The following is a 16,943-nucleotide window of genomic DNA, read 5'->3' as shown; positions in this document are numbered from 1 at the left end:
TTCCGTAAACATGGCGTTGAATGTGTGGGAAACATCCCCATATACTGACATACATGTTAAAGGTGGTGTGGAGCACAGTCGTACCACCTGATTACCTGGCGGAAACTAAACTAAGAGAGAGCTCTATGAATCCTGAGCGTTCTGAACGCATTGAAATCCCCGTATTGCCGTTGCGCGATGTGGTGGTTTATCCGCACATGGTCATACCCTTATTTGTAGGGCGGGAAAAATCTATCCGTTGTCTGGAAGCGGCTATGGACCATGATAAAAAAATCATGCTGGTTGCTCAGAAAGAAGCGTCAACGGATGAGCCGGGTGTAAACGATCTTTTCACCGTCGGGACCGTGGCCTCTATTTTGCAGATGCTGAAACTGCCTGACGGCACCGTAAAAGTGCTGGTCGAGGGGTTACAGCGCGCGCGTATTTCAGCGCTGTCTGACAACGGCGAGCACTTCTCTGCGAAAGCGGAGTACCTTGACTCGCCTGCTATTGATGAGCGCGAACAGGAAGTGCTGGTGCGTACCGCTATCAGCCAGTTCGAAGGCTATATCAAGCTGAACAAGAAAATCCCGCCCGAAGTGCTGACGTCGCTGAACAGCATTGACGATCCTGCACGTCTGGCGGACACCATCGCTGCGCACATGCCGCTGAAGCTTGCTGACAAGCAGTCCGTACTGGAGATGTCCGACGTTAACGAACGTCTGGAATATCTGATGGCGATGATGGAATCTGAAATCGATCTGCTGCAGGTTGAGAAACGCATTCGCAACCGCGTGAAAAAGCAGATGGAAAAATCCCAGCGTGAGTACTATCTGAACGAGCAGATGAAAGCCATTCAGAAAGAGCTCGGCGAGATGGATGATGCGCCGGACGAAAACGAAGCGTTGAAGCGTAAAATCGACGCGGCGAAAATGCCGAAAGAGGCAAAAGAGAAAGCGGAAGCAGAACTGCAGAAGCTGAAAATGATGTCTCCGATGTCAGCGGAAGCAACCGTAGTCCGTGGCTACATCGACTGGATGGTTCAGGTGCCGTGGAATGCGCGTAGCAAGGTCAAAAAAGATCTGCGTCAGGCTCAGGAAATCCTCGATACTGACCATTACGGTCTGGAACGCGTCAAAGACCGTATTCTTGAGTATCTCGCGGTTCAAAGCCGTGTGAATAAAATCAAGGGGCCGATCCTGTGCCTGGTTGGGCCGCCGGGGGTAGGTAAAACTTCTCTGGGACAGTCCATCGCTAAAGCAACCGGACGTAAATATATCCGTATGGCACTGGGCGGCGTGCGTGATGAAGCTGAAATTCGCGGTCACCGCCGGACCTATATTGGTTCGATGCCGGGTAAACTGATCCAGAAAATGGCTAAAGTGGGCGTTAAAAACCCGCTGTTCCTGCTTGATGAGATCGACAAAATGTCTTCCGACATGCGTGGCGATCCGGCTTCCGCACTGCTTGAGGTGCTGGATCCAGAGCAGAACGTGGCGTTCAGCGATCATTACCTGGAAGTGGACTACGATCTCAGCGACGTGATGTTCGTTGCGACCTCTAACTCCATGAATATTCCCGCACCGTTGCTGGATCGTATGGAAGTGATCCGTCTGTCCGGGTATACCGAAGACGAGAAGCTGAACATTGCTAAACGTCATCTGTTGCCGAAACAGATTGAGCGTAACGCGCTGAAAAAAGGCGAGCTGACGGTCGACGATAGCGCCATTGTGGGCATTATTCGTTATTACACCCGTGAAGCTGGCGTGCGTAGTCTGGAGCGTGAAATTTCCAAACTGTGCCGTAAAGCGGTGAAACAGCTGCTGCTCGACAAGTCGCTGAAACATATTGAGATCAATGGCGACAACCTGCACGACTACCTGGGCGTACAGCGCTTTGACTATGGCCGCGCGGACAATGAAAACCGCGTTGGTCAGGTAACCGGTCTGGCATGGACGGAAGTGGGCGGCGATCTGCTGACCATCGAAACCGCTTGCGTACCGGGTAAAGGTAAGCTGACCTACACCGGTTCTCTGGGTGAAGTCATGCAGGAATCCATTCAGGCTGCGCTGACCGTGGTGCGCGCGCGCGCGGAAAAACTGGGCATTAATCCGGACTTTTACGAAAAACGCGACATCCACGTTCACGTACCTGAAGGGGCGACGCCGAAAGACGGTCCAAGTGCGGGTATTGCCATGTGTACCGCGCTGGTTTCTTGTCTGACCGGTAACCCGGTTCGCGCCGACGTGGCGATGACCGGCGAGATCACCCTGCGTGGCCAGGTTCTGCCTATTGGTGGGTTGAAAGAAAAACTGCTGGCGGCACACCGTGGTGGTATTAAAACGGTCTTAATTCCAGACGAAAACAAACGTGACCTGGAAGAGATTCCGGACAACGTAATTGCCGATCTGGACATCCATCCGGTGAAACGCATTGAGGAGGTTCTGACGCTCGCGTTGCAAAATGAGCCCTCCGGAATGCAGGTTGTGACCGCAAAATAGTGACCTCGCGCAAAGAGCACTAATAAAAACAGGGCTGGCAGGCCATTTCGGACTTGCCAGCCTTTTTTTGTATAGCTAATTTAGATGACGGATTAGGCTTGCCATCATTAACGGGTGTTGTAAGGGCATGGCAGGCCTGATATAACTGCTGCGCGTTCGCACTTTGAAGGATTCAGGTGCGATATAAATTATAAAGAGGAAGAGAAGAGTGAATAAATCTCAACTGATCGACAAAATTGCTGCAGGGGCTGATATCTCTAAAGCTGCGGCTGGACGTGCGTTAGATGCAATTATTGCTTCTGTTACCGAATCTCTGAAAGAAGGTGATGACGTAGCGCTGGTAGGTTTTGGTACTTTTGCCGTTAAAGAGCGTGCTGCCCGTACTGGTCGCAACCCGCAAACAGGTAAAGAGATCACCATCGCCGCGGCTAAAGTACCGGGCTTCCGTGCAGGTAAAGCACTGAAAGACGCGGTAAACTAAGTGATTTCCCCTTTGGGGATGTGACGAAGTACAAGGGCGCATCGACTGATGTGCCTTTTTTATTTGTAATTCCGGTACTTTCTATGCGTTGTGGGCTGACAATTGCCCCTGTTTCTTGTCACAATAGGCCTTTGTACGCAGCGTTCAGGAAACGCTATGCTGCGTGAAGCATATATACTCAAAATCCTTGCCGCCGCTGTGGTGACAACGCGCAGGCGGCTTGAGAGATAACGCGTATAGTCATCTACAGCGGAGTGTGGTTACACCATGATGGACAGCTTACGCACGGCTGCTAACAGTCTCGTGCTCAAGATTATTTTCGGTATCATTATCGTGTCGTTCATTTTGACCGGCGTGAGTGGTTACCTGATTGGCGGGGGCAATAACTTCGCCGCCAAAGTGAATGGCCAGGAGATTAGCCGCGGGCAGTTCGAGAATGCGTTCAACAGCGAACGTAACCGCATGCAGCAACAGCTGGGCGATCAATACTCCGAACTGGCTGCGAACGAAGGCTACATGAAAACGCTGCGTCAGCAGGTGCTGAATCGTCTTATTGACGAAGCGCTGCTGGATCAGTACTCCCGCGAGCTTAATCTCAACATCAGCGACGATCAGGTTAAACAGGCTATTTTCGCCACGCCTGCGTTCCAGGTGGACGGTAAATTTGATAACAATCGCTACAACGCGATTGTTAATCAGATGGGAATGACCGCAGACCAGTACGCTCAGGCATTACGTAATCAGCTTACTACCCAGCAACTGATTAACGGCGTTGCCGGTACGGACTTCATGCTGAAAGGCGAAACGGACGAGCTGGCGGCGCTGGTCGCACAGCAGCGTATCGTTCGCGAGGCGACAATTGACGTTAACGCACTGGCCGCGAAGCAGTCTGTTACCGAGCAGGAAGTTGCCAGCTACTACGAGCAGAATAAAAACAACTTTATGACGCCGGAACAGTTCCGCGTGAGCTACATCAAGCTGGATGCTGCTGCTATGCAGGAGACGGCCAGCGATGCGGATATTCAGGCTTATTATGACCAGCATCAGGATCAGTTCACTCAGCCGCAGCGTAACCGCTACAGCATCATTCAGACCAAAACGGAAGATGAAGCCAAAGCGGTACTGGACGAGCTGAACAAAGGCGGTGATTTCGCTGCGCTGGCAAAAGAAAAATCTGCTGACATCATCTCTGCCCGTAAAGGCGGCGATATGGGATGGCTGGAAGATTCCACCACCCCGGATGAGCTGAAGAATGCCGGTCTGAAAGAGAAAGGCCAGCTGTCAGGTGTGATTAAGTCTTCCGTTGGTTTCCTCGTTGCGCGTCTTGACGACGTACAGCCTGCGCAGGTTAAACCGCTGAGCGAAGCCCGTGACGACATTGCGGCGAAAGTGAAGCAGGAAAAAGCGCTGGATGCCTACTATGCGCTGCAGCAGAAAGTGAGCGATGCCGCCAGCAACGATAACGAATCCCTGGCGGGCGCGGAGCAGGCGGCGGGTATGAAAGCGGTTGAAACGGGCTGGTTTAGCCGTGACAGCCTGCCGGAAGAGCTGAACTTCAAACCGGTCGCTGACATCATTTTCAATGGTGGTTTGGTTGGTGAGAACGGTACGCCTGGCAGTAACTCTGACATCATCACCGTGGATGGCGATCGCGCGTTTGTACTGCGTATTGCAGAGCACAAAGCTGAAGCCGTTAAACCACTGGCTGAAGTGAAAGATCAGGTAACTGCGCTTGTTAAGCACAATAAAGCAGAGCAGCAGGCGAAGCTTGATGCCGATAAACTGCTGGCGGATCTGAAAGCTGGTAAAGGCGATGAAGCCATGAAAGCGGCGGGTCTGAGCTTTGGCGAGGCGAAAACGCTGAGCCGTACGGGTCAGGATCCGCTGAGTCAGGCGGCCTTTGGCCTGAGCCTGCCGGCGAAAGACAAACCGAGCTACGGCGTGGCGAACGACATGCAGGGTAACGTTGTACTGCTGGCGCTGGACGAGGTGAAAGCCGGTTCTATGCCTGAAGAGCAGAAGAAAGCGATGGTTCAGGGGATTACCCAGAACAATGCGCAGATTGTCTTTGAAGCGCTGATGAGCAACCTGCGTAAAGCCGCAAAAATTAAAGTCGGTGACGCGCTGGAACAGCAGCAATAACCGAGGCTACTCGCAAAAAATTGCAAAAAATTGTATCAACCAAAGGCCGCTTTCGCGGCCTTTTCCATTTCTGATATTTGCCGTTTGTCTGCCGTTCTGCACCTCGCTATCGTGATTCCACTGTTAACAAACAAGGAGAAAACAGTATGAAACATGGAATCAAAGCCCTGCTTATTACCCTTTCATTGACCTGTGCCGGTATGGCTCAAAGCGCACTAGCTGCAGAGCCAGTCGCCAAAAGCCAGGCGACTCAAGCCAAAGCGGATGCTACGGGAGTAGCACAAAGCAAAGCCACGCAACCGGCTAAAGCGAGCGATGATGAAGGCACCAGGGTAAGCATCAACAGCGCTTCTGCGGAGGATTTAGCGCGAGTCATGAATGGCGTGGGTCTGAAGAAAGCGCAGGCGATTGTCAGCTATCGTGAGGAGTACGGGCCGTTTAAAACGGTGGAGGACTTAAAGCAGGTACCGGGCATGGGGAGTTCGCTGGTAGAGCGCAATCTGGCAGTTTTAACACTTTAATAACTTGCAGAGTGCTGAAAGTTTGCCAGACTGTAGAGGTCATACCAGTTATGACCTCTTACCCTGAAGTGTGTTCCTATAAAAACAACGTAAGGCTCCTGCGCTATGCAAACACAAATCAAAGTTCGTGGTTTTCATCTTGATGTCTATCAGCACGTTAACAATGCTCGCTATCTTGAGTTTCTGGAAGAAGCCCGCTGGGATGGCCTGGAAAACAGCGACAGCTTTCAGTGGATGACCGCACACAACATCGCTTTTGTGGTCGTGAATATTAACATTAACTACCGCCGCCCTGCGGTGCTGAGCGACCTGCTGACCATTACCAGTCAGGTGCAACAGTTAAATGGCAAAAGCGGTGTGTTGAACCAGACTATCACCCTGGAGCCGGAAGGACAGGTGGTGGCAGACGCGTTGATTACCTTCGTCTGTATTGATTTGAAAACGCAAAAGGCGCTACCGCTGGAAGGGGAGTTGCGCGAAAAACTGGAGCAGATGGTGAAGTGATGGAAGGAAGCCTGACGGCGCTTCGCTTATCAGGCTTACGGGCGATATTGACCACGGTGAATGTCGAAAGCCGGATAAGGTGCGTGCACCGCCATCCGGCAAAACGATCACTTTAGTCCTGTTTTCTGCTTCATTGCCGCCATCACTGCCGGTTTATCTGCCAGATAATGGTTCAGGCCGTTGGCGCGCAGATTACAGGCCGCGCAGTGACCGCAACCGTCACCTTTGATGCCGTTATAGCAGGTCAGCGTTTCTTCGCGTACCAGGTCCAGCTTGCCCCAGTAATCGGCCAGTGCCCAGGTTTCGGCTTTATCGATCCACATCAGCGGGGTTTCAAAGCGGATATCTTTCGCCATTCCCAGGCTTACGGCATGGTTCAGGGCTTTGACGAACTCATCGCGGCAGTCCGGATATCCAGAGAAATCCGTTTCACAAACGCCGGTAATGACTGCCTCCGCCTGCACCTGATACGCGTAAATCGCCGCCAGCGTTAAAAACAGAATATTGCGTCCTGGCACAAAGGTATTAGGAATGCCGTTCGCATCCGGTTCGTAATCGGGTACCGGAATGTTATCGCGGGTCAGGCTACTGACGGCCAGTTCGCTGAGCAGCGTTACATCAAGTACCTTGTGCGCACGCGCGCCAAGTTTTAAGGCCAGGTCACGTGCGACATCAATCTCTGCGCGATGGCGCTGACCATAATCAAAGGTCACGCAGTGCACTTCATCATACTGATGCAGCGCTTGCGCCAGACAGGTTGTGGAGTCCTGACCCCCACTGAATACAACAACGGCACGTTTCATGGTTTTTCCTGACAAATAACGAAACCCTTATGGTAGCGTCTGGGCGTGTCGCCGACCAGCTTCTTCACGCCGACGGGGGCGGTAGCCAGGCTTCGGTAAATTCAAACCAGCCGCGAGGATTCAGGCGTACGCCGTTCACGCCCGGCGGAGCGCTAATACGATAGTGATAATTGAACAGCGGTGTCAGGGTCGCGTCATGCATCAGCGAGGCGAAAACGTGTTGTAAAGCCGCATGACGATCGTCCTCATCGGCCTGGATTTGCAGGGCATCCAGGGTGGTTTGCAGATGAGTATATGCCGGCGAGCTCAATACATGTGACCAGAGCTGATCGCAGCGCAGCCACTGTTCGAGGGTATATTCAGGTGCTTCGCCAATCAGCCTGTCTCCCATCATCAGGTCGGCCTGGGCTAAAGGATGGTCGCCATCCCAGTTTTTAGCATTATGAAAAATAAGCGTTAACTCACAGCCGAGTAGCGCCAGCGCCTGGCGAAGCTGCTCAGCCATGGCGTGCAACTCTACCGGCAGGTGATAGGCCAGCGTAAGTTTTTCCGGTAGCGGCACGTCGTCCAGTTCATCCCATTGGGGGATCGTCCATCCCGGCAGCAGCGCATTGCTTGGCGTGATCAGGTTTTCATCCACGTCAAGCGTTTGTAGCAGGGAAGAGCGGTGGATAATATTGACCAGGCGACGGGCCTGCTGCGTATTCAGCCGCGCGCTTTTTCTGAGCGTGAGATAGCAGAAACCGAGGCTGATCCCGCTGCTTACCTGGCTTAGCATGGGAAGCTCTTCGGGTTTACCAATTGCAATTTGAACCGGATGGCGACAGCTGGTGCCCAAATCCTGGGAGAAAAGCTGCGGGGTTATCCAGTATTCAATGGCTTTTAGTAGCGGGTGACTCAGGTGGTAGTGATCGTGACTCTCGATGCGCACCAGGTCTGGGGTAAACAGCGTCAACCGGAACGGACCGGTACCAACAAACGGGAGTTCGGGATGTGCCAGGTGACTGCTGTAGCTTGCCAGACGATGCGCCAGCCAGAAGTCTGGGCGATGCAAAATAAAGGTTAGGCACTGGGGATGCGTCACCTCAATGCGCTTTACGCTGATAAACAGCTTGTTTAACGCGGGTAGCTCTAACAGCTTCAGCAACTGTTGATGTAGCTGTGTGCTGCTGACCGCATCGCCGTTATGCCAGTACAGGGTGGAACGAATATAGAAATCCCAGCGCTGGCCGTCGGCGGAGATATTCCAGTGGTGGGCTAAATCTCCGCAGGGGCGTTGCGTAACACTGTCGAACCGGGTCAGGCCCGAGAATATTTGTCCGGCGAGGTGTTGTTCTGCGCGACCAGGGAGAAATCCAGGGTGCAAAGGGTCGAGCTGGCGGTAATAGGGGATGCGCAGGGTTGGCGTGTCGTTTTGCCACTGCCCGCCCATAAACGGCTGGAGCAGCGTTCTTAATTCTCCCGGCGCCAGCTGAGCCAGCTCCAGTACGCTAAGTTGCTCCCCCTTTTGCAGCGCTTGCTCCATCATAATGCTGCGTAGCGAATCTGGCGTCACCAAAAAGCGCAGTTGCCCGCGTTTCCCACGCCCCGACTGGGCATGCCACTCCAGCCAGCCAGCATCCTGCGCTTGCTTCAGCAGGGTACGCACGTGGCGCTCGCTGCAAAAACAGCGTTCTGCCAGCTCCCCGACGGTCACCGACTGCGGTTCTCCCGCCGAAGGCTGCCACAGGCGTTGGTACTGATTCAGGCGATTCAACAATCTCATATACACGTCATCCTTCAAGCTGCCTCTTTGTTGGCGGCGTTAATTCACCCCAGTCACTGCATGCTCCTGGACGTTCATTCACTTGCCGCCTGGATGCAACTTGAATGATTTTGTGTAATAAACCCGGAACAATTCATTTTATCTATTCACTATTACTTCCGTATATCTCAGGTAATACTGAATCACAAGTTAACCGCGTCACAGTGTGGAGAAAGAAATGGCTCGTCTGGCTGCATTTGATATGGATGGCACCCTTTTGATGCCGAATCACCATTTAGGTGACGAAACGCTTTCAACGCTGGCGCGCCTGCGTGAACGCGAGATCACCCTGACATTTGCCACCGGCCGCCATGTGCTGGAGATGCGCCATATTTTGGGGTCTATCTCACTGGACGCCTTTTTGATCACGGGTAACGGCACGCGCATTCACTCTGTTGAGGGCGATGTATTGCACCGTCAGGATCTGGATCCGACTGTGGCGGATATCGTGTTACATCAGAAGTGGGATACTACAGCCAGCATGCATGTCTTTAATGACAACGGTTGGTTCACCGGACAAGAGATCCCATCGCTGCTACAGGCGCATGTGTATAGCGGATTTCGCTACCAGATCGTCGATGTGAAACGTATCCCGGCTCATCAGGTAACGAAAGTCTGTTTCTGTGGGGATCATGACTCCCTGATCCAATTACGCATTCAACTGAATGAGGCGCTGGGTGAGCAGGCAAATCTCTGTTTTTCCGCGGTTGATTGCCTTGAGGTGCTGCCGGTGGGCTGTAACAAAGGATCGGCGCTGGCGGTACTAAGCGACCACTTAGGTTATTCAATGGCCGAATGTATGGCGTTTGGCGATGCCATGAACGATCGCGAAATGTTAGGTAGCGTTGGGCGCGGCCTGATTATGGGTAACGCGATGCCACAACTGATTGCTGAACTGCCGCATTTGTCGGTGATTGGGCATTGCCGAAATCAGGCGGTGTCACACTTTTTGACGCATTGGCTGGACAATCCGCATCTACCTTATTCCCCCGAATGAGAGATCCCTTCCAGCAAGCCAGACTTCGCGTCTGGCTTTTTTTTATCCCATTAATGGGTGTTCAGAAGCCGGGTGAGTTCCGCTTTCCACTGCGTTAAATCACCGATGTGCGTGTCGATCCACTGCGGGTTGTAGTAGGTTTCAAGATAGCGTTCGCCGCTGTCGCACAGCAGCGTGACCAGTGAACCGCTTTCTCCTGCATCGCGCATACGGGCGGCAAGTTGCAGCGTTCCCCACATGTTGGTGCCAGTTGAAGCGCCGACTTTGCGGCCCAACTGCGTTTCCAGCCAGTGTGCGGTGGCCACGCTTGCGGCATCCGGCACGCGCAGCATTTCATCGACTACGTCAGGAATGAAGGAGGGTTCGACACGTGGGCGGCCGATGCCTTCGATTTTGCTTCCTACCGGGCTGCGTAACGTTGCATCGCGATCCTGCCAGAAGGGCAGAAAGACTGAGTTTTCCGGATCCACCACCATCAGGCGAGTATCGTAGCCCTGACAACGAATATAGCGGCCAATGGTTGCAGAGGTGCCGCCGGTTCCGGCGCTCATCACAATATGGCGGGGGACGGGGTTGGGCTCGCACTGCATCTGGCGGAAGATGCTGTCAGCAATATTGTTATTGCCACGCCAGTCGGTAGCGCGCTCAGCATAAGTGAACTGGTCCATGTAATGACCGTTCAGCTCACGCGCCAGCTGTTCAGAGGCCGCATAGATTTCACAGGCGCTTTCCACGAAATGACAGCGACCGCCGTAAAACTCAATCTGTTCAATTTTACGCTTCGCCGTACAGGAAGGCATGACGGCAATAAACGGCAGTCCTAACAGTCGAGCGAAATAAGCCTCGGAGACCGCCGTTGAACCGGACGATGATTCAATGATGGTGGTGCCTTCTTTAATCCAGCCATTGCACAATCCGTACAGAAACAGTGAACGCGCCAGACGATGCTTCAGGCTCCCGGTGGGATGCGTGCTCTCATCTTTTAAATAGATCTGAATGCCCGGGAACGCCGGTAGCGACAGACGAATGAGATGCGTATCCGCAGAACGCTGATAATCCGCGTTGATTTCATTGATGGCGTTTTTAACCCAGGAGCTATTCATCATTAATAGATATCCATTTGTCATTTTGTGCCAAGAATAGCGAAAAGCACGGAAAAAATTGTTGCCATTTAGCCTTTAAAATAGAATGTAAGGAGAAAATTCTTCTCTGTGGAGTGGATATGTTAGACAAAATTGACCGTAAGCTGCTTAGCTTACTGCAACAGGACTGCACCCTTTCTTTGCAGGCGTTAGCAGATGCCGTTAATCTGACTACCACCCCCTGCTGGAAACGCCTCAAACGGCTTGAGGATGACGGTATCCTGCTGGGTAGAGTCGCCCTGTTGGATCCAGAAAAACTGGGACTGGGGCTGACCGCGTTTGTGCTGATTAAGACTCAGCATCACAGCAGTGAATGGTATTGCCGCTTTGTCACCGAAGTCACCGGTATGCCGGAGGTTCTGGGGTTCTGGCGTATGGCAGGGGAATATGATTACCTGATGCGAGTGCAGGTCGCCGATATGAAAAGCTACGATGAATTTTATAAGCGCCTGGTGAACAGCGTACCGGGCCTGTCTGACGTCACCTCCAGCTTTGCGATGGAACAGATTAAATACACAACTGCGCTCCCTATTGAATAACTCTCCCGGCGCTTATTGCCGGAAATCTTGTCAGGATATAACGCGTGCGATTATTTGCTCAATTAAGCTGGTACTTCCGCCGGGAGTGGCGTCGCTACCTCGGGGCGGTGGCCCTGCTTATCATCATCGCTATCCTTCAGCTTATTCCGCCGAAAGTGGTCGGGATCATTGTGGATGGCGTGACGACTCAACGCTTCACCACCGAGTGGCTGCTGATGTGGGTGGGAACAATTGCCCTGATTGCAGTGGTGGTTTATTTGCTGCGCTATGTCTGGCGCGTGCTGCTGTTTGGCGCATCCTACCAACTGGCGGTTGAGCTGCGGGAAGATTATTACCGTCAGTTGAGTCGCCAGCATCCAGAATTTTATCTGCGTCACCGCACGGGCGATCTGATGGCGCGTGCGACCAACGATGTTGATCGGGTCGTATTTGCCGCCGGAGAAGGCGTGCTGACGCTGGTAGATTCGCTGGTAATGGGATGTGCGGTGCTGATCGTGATGTCAACGCAGATAAGCTGGCAACTGACGTTAATTGCGCTGCTGCCGATGCCGGTGATGGCGTTGATGATCAAACGTTACGGCGATCGACTCCATAATCGCTTTAAGCTGGCGCAGGCGGCGTTTTCCAGTCTCAACGACCGTACTCAGGAAAGCCTGACCAGTATTCGCATGATCAAGGCCTTCGGTCTGGAGGATCGGCAATCGGCATTATTTGCCGCCGATGCCGAAGATACCGGTAAGAAAAACCTGCGCGTGGCGCGCATTGACGCCCGCTTTGATCCCACGATTTATATCGCCATTGGCATGGCTAACTTACTGGCGATTGCTGGGGGAAGCTGGATGGTGGTGCACGGCTCGCTGACGCTCGGCCAGCTCACCAGCTTTATGATGTATCTCGGTTTGATGATTTGGCCGATGCTGGCGCTGGCATGGATGTTTAACATCGTCGAACGTGGCAGCGCGGCGTACAGCCGTATTCGCGCCATGCTGTCTGAAGCGCCGGTGGTGGATGACGGCACTGAACCGGTACCGGAAGGGCGTGGGGAGCTGGCGGTGGCGATTCGCGAATTTTGCTACCCGCAAACGACACACCCGGCGCTGGAAAATGTGAACTTCCAGCTTAAACCTGGGCAGATGCTGGGCATTTGTGGGCCTACCGGCGCGGGGAAAAGTACGGTGCTGTCGCTGATTCAGCGTCATTTTGATATCACCCACGGCGATGTGCGCTTTCATGATATCCCCTTAACGCGATTACAACTGGATAGCTGGCGCAGCCGGCTGGCAGTTGTCAGCCAGACGCCATTCCTGTTTTCGGATACCGTTGGCAATAACATCGCGTTAGGTCGCCCTCAGGCCACGCAGGAAGAGATCGAGTATGTGGCACGCCTTGCCAGCGTTCATGAGGATATTTTACGTCTTCCGCAGGGCTACGACACCGAAGTGGGCGAACGTGGGGTGATGCTGTCTGGTGGGCAAAAGCAGCGTATTTCTATCGCTCGAGCGCTACTCCTGAACGCTGAAATCCTGATTCTGGATGATGCGCTGTCGGCGGTAGATGGTCGTACCGAGCATCAGATCCTGCATAACCTGCGCCAGTGGGGCGAAGGCAGAACCGTCATTATTAGCGCCCACCGTTTATCGGCCCTGACGGAAGCCAGCGAGATTATCGTGATGCAGCATGGGCATATTGCCCAGCGCGGCGAGCATGATGCGTTAGTGCAGCAGCCTGGCTGGTATCGCGATATGTACCGCTATCAGCAACTGGAAGCGGCGCTGACTGATGCACCAGAGATAAACGAGGAGGCGGCTAATGCGTAGTTTTGGGCAATTATGGCCGACCCTGAAAAGATTGCTGGCGTATGGCTCTCCATGGCGAAAACAGCTGGCTATTGCGGTAGTCATGCTGTGGGTGGCGGCTGCGGCGGAAGTCAGCGGTCCGCTGCTGATTAGCTATTTTATCGATAACATGGTGGCGAAGAATAATCTGCCGCTGGCGATGGTCGCCGGGCTGGTTGCGGCATATATCGGTCTGCAACTGCTGGCGGCTGGCCTGCATTACGCGCAGTCATTGTTGTTTAACCAGGCGGCAGTTGGCGTAGTACAACAGTTGCGCACCGACGTAATGGACGCTGCGCTGCGCCAGCCGCTCAGCGCCTTTGATACTCAACCTGTCGGGCAGCTAATCTCCCGCGTGACCAACGACACTGAAGTTATTCGCGACCTGTACGTGACAGTGGTAGCAACAGTCCTGCGCAGCGCGGCATTAATTGGCGCCATGCTGGTAGCGATGTTCAGCCTTGAGTGGCGTATGGCGTTAGTGGCGATGGCCATTTTCCCGGCCGTGCTGGTGGTGATGGTGATTTATCAACGCTACAGCACCCCGATTGTGCGCCGGGTTCGCGCTTATCTGGCGGATATTAACGATGGCTTTAACGAAGTCATCAACGGCATGAGTGTTATCCAGCAGTTCCGCCAGCAGGCGCGATTTGGCGAGAGAATGGGCGAAGCAAGCCGCTCGCACTATATGGCGCGTATGCAGACCCTGCGACTGGATGGTTTTTTGTTGCGCCCGCTGCTTAGCCTTTTCTCGGCGCTGATCCTCTGCGGATTGCTGATGCTGTTCAGTTTTACCTCTGGCAGCTCGATCGAGGTTGGCGTGCTGTACGCGTTTATCAGCTACCTCGGCCGTTTGAACGAACCGCTGATCGAGTTGACCACTCAGCAATCAATGCTGCAGCAGGCGGTTGTCGCCGGTGAGCGAGTGTTCGAACTGATGGATGGGCCACGTCAGCGCTATGGTGAAGATGAGCGACCGCTAAAGAGCGGGGACATTGAGGTGGATAACGTTTCATTTGCCTATCGCGACGACAATCTGGTGCTGCAAAATATCAGTCTGTCCGTGCCTTCGCGCAGCTTTGTGGCTTTGGTCGGACACACCGGCAGTGGTAAAAGCACGCTCGCCAGCCTGTTGATGGGTTACTACCCGCTGACGCAGGGGGAAATCCGTCTTGATGGACGGCCGCTATCTTCACTAAGCCACGGTGCGTTACGTCAGGGCATCGCCATGGTGCAGCAGGATCCGGTGGTGATGGCAGATACCTTCCTGGCGAACGTCACGCTGGGCCGCGATATCTCAGAAGAGCGGGTATGGCAGGCGCTGGAGACCGTGCAACTGGCAGAACTGGCGCGAGGTCTGAGCGAGGGGATTCATACCCGGCTGGGCGAGCAGGGCAATAATCTCTCCGTTGGTCAAAAACAGCTGCTGGCGTTGGCGCGGGTGTTGGTTGAAACGCCACAGGTGTTGATCCTCGACGAAGCCACGGCCAGTATTGACTCCGGTACTGAACAGGCCATTCAGCAAGCTCTGGCGGCGGTACGTGAACACACCACGCTGGTGGTGATTGCGCATCGGTTATCGACGATTGTCGATGCGGACACCATTCTGGTGCTGCATCGCGGTCAGGCGGTTGAGCGTGGTACGCACCAGCAATTACTGGCGGCGCAAGGCCGTTACTGGCAGATGTATCAGCTGCAGCTGGCGGGTGAAGAGTTAGCCGCCAGTACGCAAGACGATTCTGTTATCGCCTGATGGCGCGGCGCTTACCCGGTCTGCGGCCAGCGCGGTCTCGTAGGCCGGATAAGGCGTTTACGCTGCCATCCGGCAATCAACAATCTGGTGCAAAAATGTAACGCACTATGCACCGTTATAGTGCGTTTTTTCTTTTTCTCTCCCGGAAGTACCCTGAGAACCTGAATCATCCCGCCTTTTTCATTCCTGGCACATCCCTTGCAATATTCCTCTCGTGTATCTGCAGCCACTACTGAATTCTGACTGGAGGGGATCTATGAAGCTGGTTACCGTGGTAATCAAACCGTTCAAACTGGAAGACGTCCGTGAAGCATTGTCGTCTATTGGTATTCAGGGGCTGACCGTCACCGAAGTGAAGGGGTTTGGCCGACAGAAAGGTCATGCTGAGCTGTACCGTGGGGCTGAATATAGCGTCAATTTTCTGCCCAAGGTGAAGATTGATGTGGCGATTGCCGACGACCAACTGGATGGCGTGATTGATGTCATCAGTAAGGCGGCATACACCGGAAAAATTGGCGACGGCAAAATCTTCGTCGCCGAGCTGCAACGTGTGATTCGTATTCGTACCGGCGAAGCCGACGAAGCCGCACTGTAACGTCTGGCACACAGTGATAGGAAACCAAAAAATGAAGATAGCAACGATGAAAACAGGTATTGCTTCACTGGCGCTGCTGCCGGGACTGGCGATGGCGGCACCGGCGGTTGCGGATAAAGCGGATAACGCTTTTATGATGATCTGTACCGCGCTGGTGTTGTTTATGACCATCCCTGGCATTGCGCTGTTCTACGGCGGTTTGATTCGCGGTAAGAACGTGCTGTCGATGCTGACTCAGGTTACGGTGACATTTGCTCTGGTTTGTATTTTATGGGTGGTTTATGGCTACTCACTGGCCTTTGGCGAAGGAAATAATTTCTTCGGCAACTTCAACTGGGTATTGCTGAAGAATATTGCGCTAACGGCGGTAACGGGGAGCTTCTACCAGTACATTCACGTTGCTTTTCAGGGCTCGTTCGCCTGCATCACCGTTGGGCTAATCGTCGGTGCGCTGGCTGAACGTATTCGCTTCTCCGCGGTGCTCATTTTTGTGGTGGTATGGTTAACGCTGTCGTACATCCCCATTGCCCATATGGTCTGGGGCGGCGGCTTGCTGGCTTCCCACGGCGCGCTGGATTTTGCCGGCGGAACGGTTGTGCACATCAACGCGGCGATTGCCGGTCTGGTAGGCGCGTATCTGATTGGCAAACGTGTCGGTTTTGGCAAAGAAGCTTTTAAACCGCATAACCTGCCGATGGTCTTCACCGGTACCGCTATTCTCTACATTGGTTGGTTTGGCTTTAACGCTGGTTCAGCGGGTACGGCAAATGAAATCGCCGCACTGGCCTTCGTCAATACCGTGGTCGCCACCGCAGCAGCCATCCTCGGATGGATCTTCGGTGAATGGGCGCTACGTGGTAAACCGTCTCTGCTGGGCGCCTGCTCTGGTGCCATTGCGGGTCTGGTGGGCGTAACACCTGCATGTGGCTATATCGGTGTCGGCGGCGCGCTGATTATCGGTGTTGTTGCGGGTCTGGCAGGCCTGTGGGGCGTGACCATGCTGAAGCGTTTTCTGCGTGTGGACGATCCGTGTGACGTGTTTGGCGTTCACGGCGTGTGCGGCATTGTCGGCTGTATCCTGACCGGAGTTTTCGCTGCCAGCTCTTTGGGAGGCGTGGGCTTTGCCGAGGGCGTGACCATGGGGCATCAGCTGCTGGTGCAACTGGAAAGCGTGGCGATCACCATCGTTTGGTCTGGCGTGGTGGCTTTCATTGGCTATAAGCTGGCGGATATGACGGTTGGTTTGCGCGTACCGGAAGAGCAGGAGCGCGAAGGTCTGGATGTAAACAGTCACGGCGAGAACGCTTACAACGCCTGATTCTCAATTTGCCGGATGGCAACGCTTTT

14 protein-coding genes are annotated in these 16,943 nt (G+C 53.8%); 11 read left to right on the top strand and 3 right to left on the bottom strand.

Annotated features, from left to right (window positions below; all coding sequences use genetic code 11):
- Positions 1 to 125: 125 nt before the first annotated feature.
- From lon to fadM, 5 genes are all read left to right on the top strand, one after another.
- Complete coding sequence (lon, locus tag HV352_RS17885) at positions 126 to 2,480, top strand: endopeptidase La (RefSeq protein ID WP_016152052.1); 2,355 nt, start codon at positions 126 to 128, stop codon at positions 2,478 to 2,480.
- Positions 2,481 to 2,688: 208 nt separating this feature from the next.
- Positions 2,689 to 2,961, top strand: a complete 273-nt coding sequence (gene hupB / locus HV352_RS17880; RefSeq protein WP_003021629.1) for a nucleoid-associated protein HU-beta — start codon at positions 2,689 to 2,691, stop codon at positions 2,959 to 2,961.
- A gap of 267 nt (positions 2,962 to 3,228) precedes the next feature.
- On the top strand, positions 3,229 to 5,103 hold the full coding sequence (gene ppiD, locus HV352_RS17875) for a peptidylprolyl isomerase (protein WP_016152053.1): 1,875 nt from the start codon (positions 3,229 to 3,231) through the stop codon (positions 5,101 to 5,103).
- Between the two features lie 146 nt (positions 5,104 to 5,249).
- A complete protein-coding gene (locus HV352_RS17870; RefSeq protein WP_047416882.1) occupies positions 5,250 to 5,624 on the top strand; it encodes a helix-hairpin-helix domain-containing protein in 375 nt (124 codons plus the stop codon).
- A gap of 105 nt (positions 5,625 to 5,729) precedes the next feature.
- On the top strand, positions 5,730 to 6,128 hold the full coding sequence (fadM, locus tag HV352_RS17865; RefSeq protein WP_016152055.1) for a long-chain acyl-CoA thioesterase FadM: 399 nt from the start codon (positions 5,730 to 5,732) through the stop codon (positions 6,126 to 6,128).
- A 107-nt stretch (positions 6,129 to 6,235) separates the two neighbouring features.
- On the opposite strand, the gene queC is transcribed toward fadM, so the two are convergent.
- Together queC and HV352_RS17855 are read right to left on the bottom strand one after the other, a co-directional pair.
- Positions 6,236 to 6,931, bottom strand: a complete 696-nt coding sequence (gene queC, locus HV352_RS17860; RefSeq protein WP_003021638.1) for a 7-cyano-7-deazaguanine synthase QueC — start codon at positions 6,929 to 6,931, stop codon at positions 6,236 to 6,238.
- Between the two features lie 64 nt (positions 6,932 to 6,995).
- Positions 6,996 to 8,696, bottom strand: a complete 1,701-nt coding sequence (locus HV352_RS17855) for an SgrR family transcriptional regulator (RefSeq protein ID WP_016152056.1) — start codon at positions 8,694 to 8,696, stop codon at positions 6,996 to 6,998.
- A 217-nt stretch (positions 8,697 to 8,913) separates the two neighbouring features.
- Between HV352_RS17855 and cof the strand changes: the two genes are divergently transcribed.
- The gene (gene cof, locus HV352_RS17850) at positions 8,914 to 9,732 is read left to right on the top strand and encodes an HMP-PP phosphatase (protein ID WP_016152057.1); all 819 of its coding nucleotides are present in this window, start codon (positions 8,914 to 8,916) and stop codon (positions 9,730 to 9,732) included.
- Between the two features lie 50 nt (positions 9,733 to 9,782).
- Here the strand turns inward: cof and HV352_RS17845 are convergent, their stop codons facing one another.
- Positions 9,783 to 10,838, bottom strand: a complete 1,056-nt coding sequence (locus tag HV352_RS17845; protein ID WP_152692699.1) for a PLP-dependent cysteine synthase family protein — start codon at positions 10,836 to 10,838, stop codon at positions 9,783 to 9,785.
- Between the two features lie 116 nt (positions 10,839 to 10,954).
- On the opposite strand from HV352_RS17845, the gene decR reads away from it, so the two are divergent.
- From decR to amtB, 5 genes are all read left to right on the top strand, one after another.
- On the top strand, positions 10,955 to 11,413 hold the full coding sequence (decR, locus tag HV352_RS17840) for a DNA-binding transcriptional regulator DecR (RefSeq protein WP_016152059.1): 459 nt from the start codon (positions 10,955 to 10,957) through the stop codon (positions 11,411 to 11,413).
- A 44-nt stretch (positions 11,414 to 11,457) separates the two neighbouring features.
- A complete protein-coding gene (locus HV352_RS17835; RefSeq protein WP_080858958.1) occupies positions 11,458 to 13,230 on the top strand; it encodes a SmdA family multidrug ABC transporter permease/ATP-binding protein in 1,773 nt (590 codons plus the stop codon).
- Positions 13,223 to 15,001: a SmdB family multidrug efflux ABC transporter permease/ATP-binding protein gene (locus HV352_RS17830; RefSeq protein ID WP_016152061.1), complete on the top strand. Its 1,779-nt coding sequence runs from the start codon at positions 13,223 to 13,225 to the stop codon at positions 14,999 to 15,001. The genes HV352_RS17835 and HV352_RS17830 overlap by 8 nt, the downstream gene beginning before the upstream one ends.
- A gap of 256 nt (positions 15,002 to 15,257) precedes the next feature.
- Positions 15,258 to 15,596 carry a P-II family nitrogen regulator gene (glnK, locus tag HV352_RS17825; RefSeq protein ID WP_003021657.1) on the top strand — a complete coding sequence of 113 codons (339 nt, stop codon included), beginning with the start codon at positions 15,258 to 15,260 and terminating at the stop codon, positions 15,594 to 15,596.
- Positions 15,597 to 15,627: 31 nt separating this feature from the next.
- Positions 15,628 to 16,914 carry an ammonium transporter AmtB gene (gene amtB / locus HV352_RS17820; RefSeq protein WP_008783954.1) on the top strand — a complete coding sequence of 429 codons (1,287 nt, stop codon included), beginning with the start codon at positions 15,628 to 15,630 and terminating at the stop codon, positions 16,912 to 16,914.
- The last annotated feature ends 29 nt before the right edge of the window (positions 16,915 to 16,943 follow it).

The sequence above is a fragment of the Citrobacter sp. RHBSTW-01044 genome, assembly GCF_013781945.1.
GTDB lineage: Bacteria > Pseudomonadota > Gammaproteobacteria > Enterobacterales > Enterobacteriaceae > Citrobacter > Citrobacter braakii.
Note: the sequence above shows the minus strand (reverse complement) of the source record. Positions and strands in the feature narration are given on the sequence as shown.

Excerpts from the sequence above, each read along its gene's own strand:
- HV352_RS17830 (WP_016152061.1), top strand. The coding sequence starts at position 13,223 with ATGCGTAGTTTTGGGCAATTATGGCCGACCCTGAAAAGATTGCTGGCG.
- decR (WP_016152059.1), top strand. The coding sequence starts at position 10,955 with ATGTTAGACAAAATTGACCGTAAGCTGCTTAGCTTACTGCAACAGGAC.
- lon (WP_016152052.1), top strand. The coding sequence starts at position 126 with ATGAATCCTGAGCGTTCTGAACGCATTGAAATCCCCGTATTGCCGTTG.
- queC (WP_003021638.1), bottom strand. The coding sequence starts at position 6,931 with ATGAAACGTGCCGTTGTTGTATTCAGTGGGGGTCAGGACTCCACAACC.
- amtB (WP_008783954.1), top strand. The coding sequence starts at position 15,628 with ATGAAGATAGCAACGATGAAAACAGGTATTGCTTCACTGGCGCTGCTG.
- ppiD (WP_016152053.1), top strand. The coding sequence starts at position 3,229 with ATGATGGACAGCTTACGCACGGCTGCTAACAGTCTCGTGCTCAAGATT.
- fadM (WP_016152055.1), top strand. The coding sequence starts at position 5,730 with ATGCAAACACAAATCAAAGTTCGTGGTTTTCATCTTGATGTCTATCAG.
- cof (WP_016152057.1), top strand. The coding sequence starts at position 8,914 with ATGGCTCGTCTGGCTGCATTTGATATGGATGGCACCCTTTTGATGCCG.
- HV352_RS17855 (WP_016152056.1), bottom strand. The coding sequence starts at position 8,696 with ATGAGATTGTTGAATCGCCTGAATCAGTACCAACGCCTGTGGCAGCCT.
- glnK (WP_003021657.1), top strand. The coding sequence starts at position 15,258 with ATGAAGCTGGTTACCGTGGTAATCAAACCGTTCAAACTGGAAGACGTC.
- HV352_RS17845 (WP_152692699.1), bottom strand. The coding sequence starts at position 10,838 with ATGATGAATAGCTCCTGGGTTAAAAACGCCATCAATGAAATCAACGCG.
- HV352_RS17870 (WP_047416882.1), top strand. The coding sequence starts at position 5,250 with ATGAAACATGGAATCAAAGCCCTGCTTATTACCCTTTCATTGACCTGT.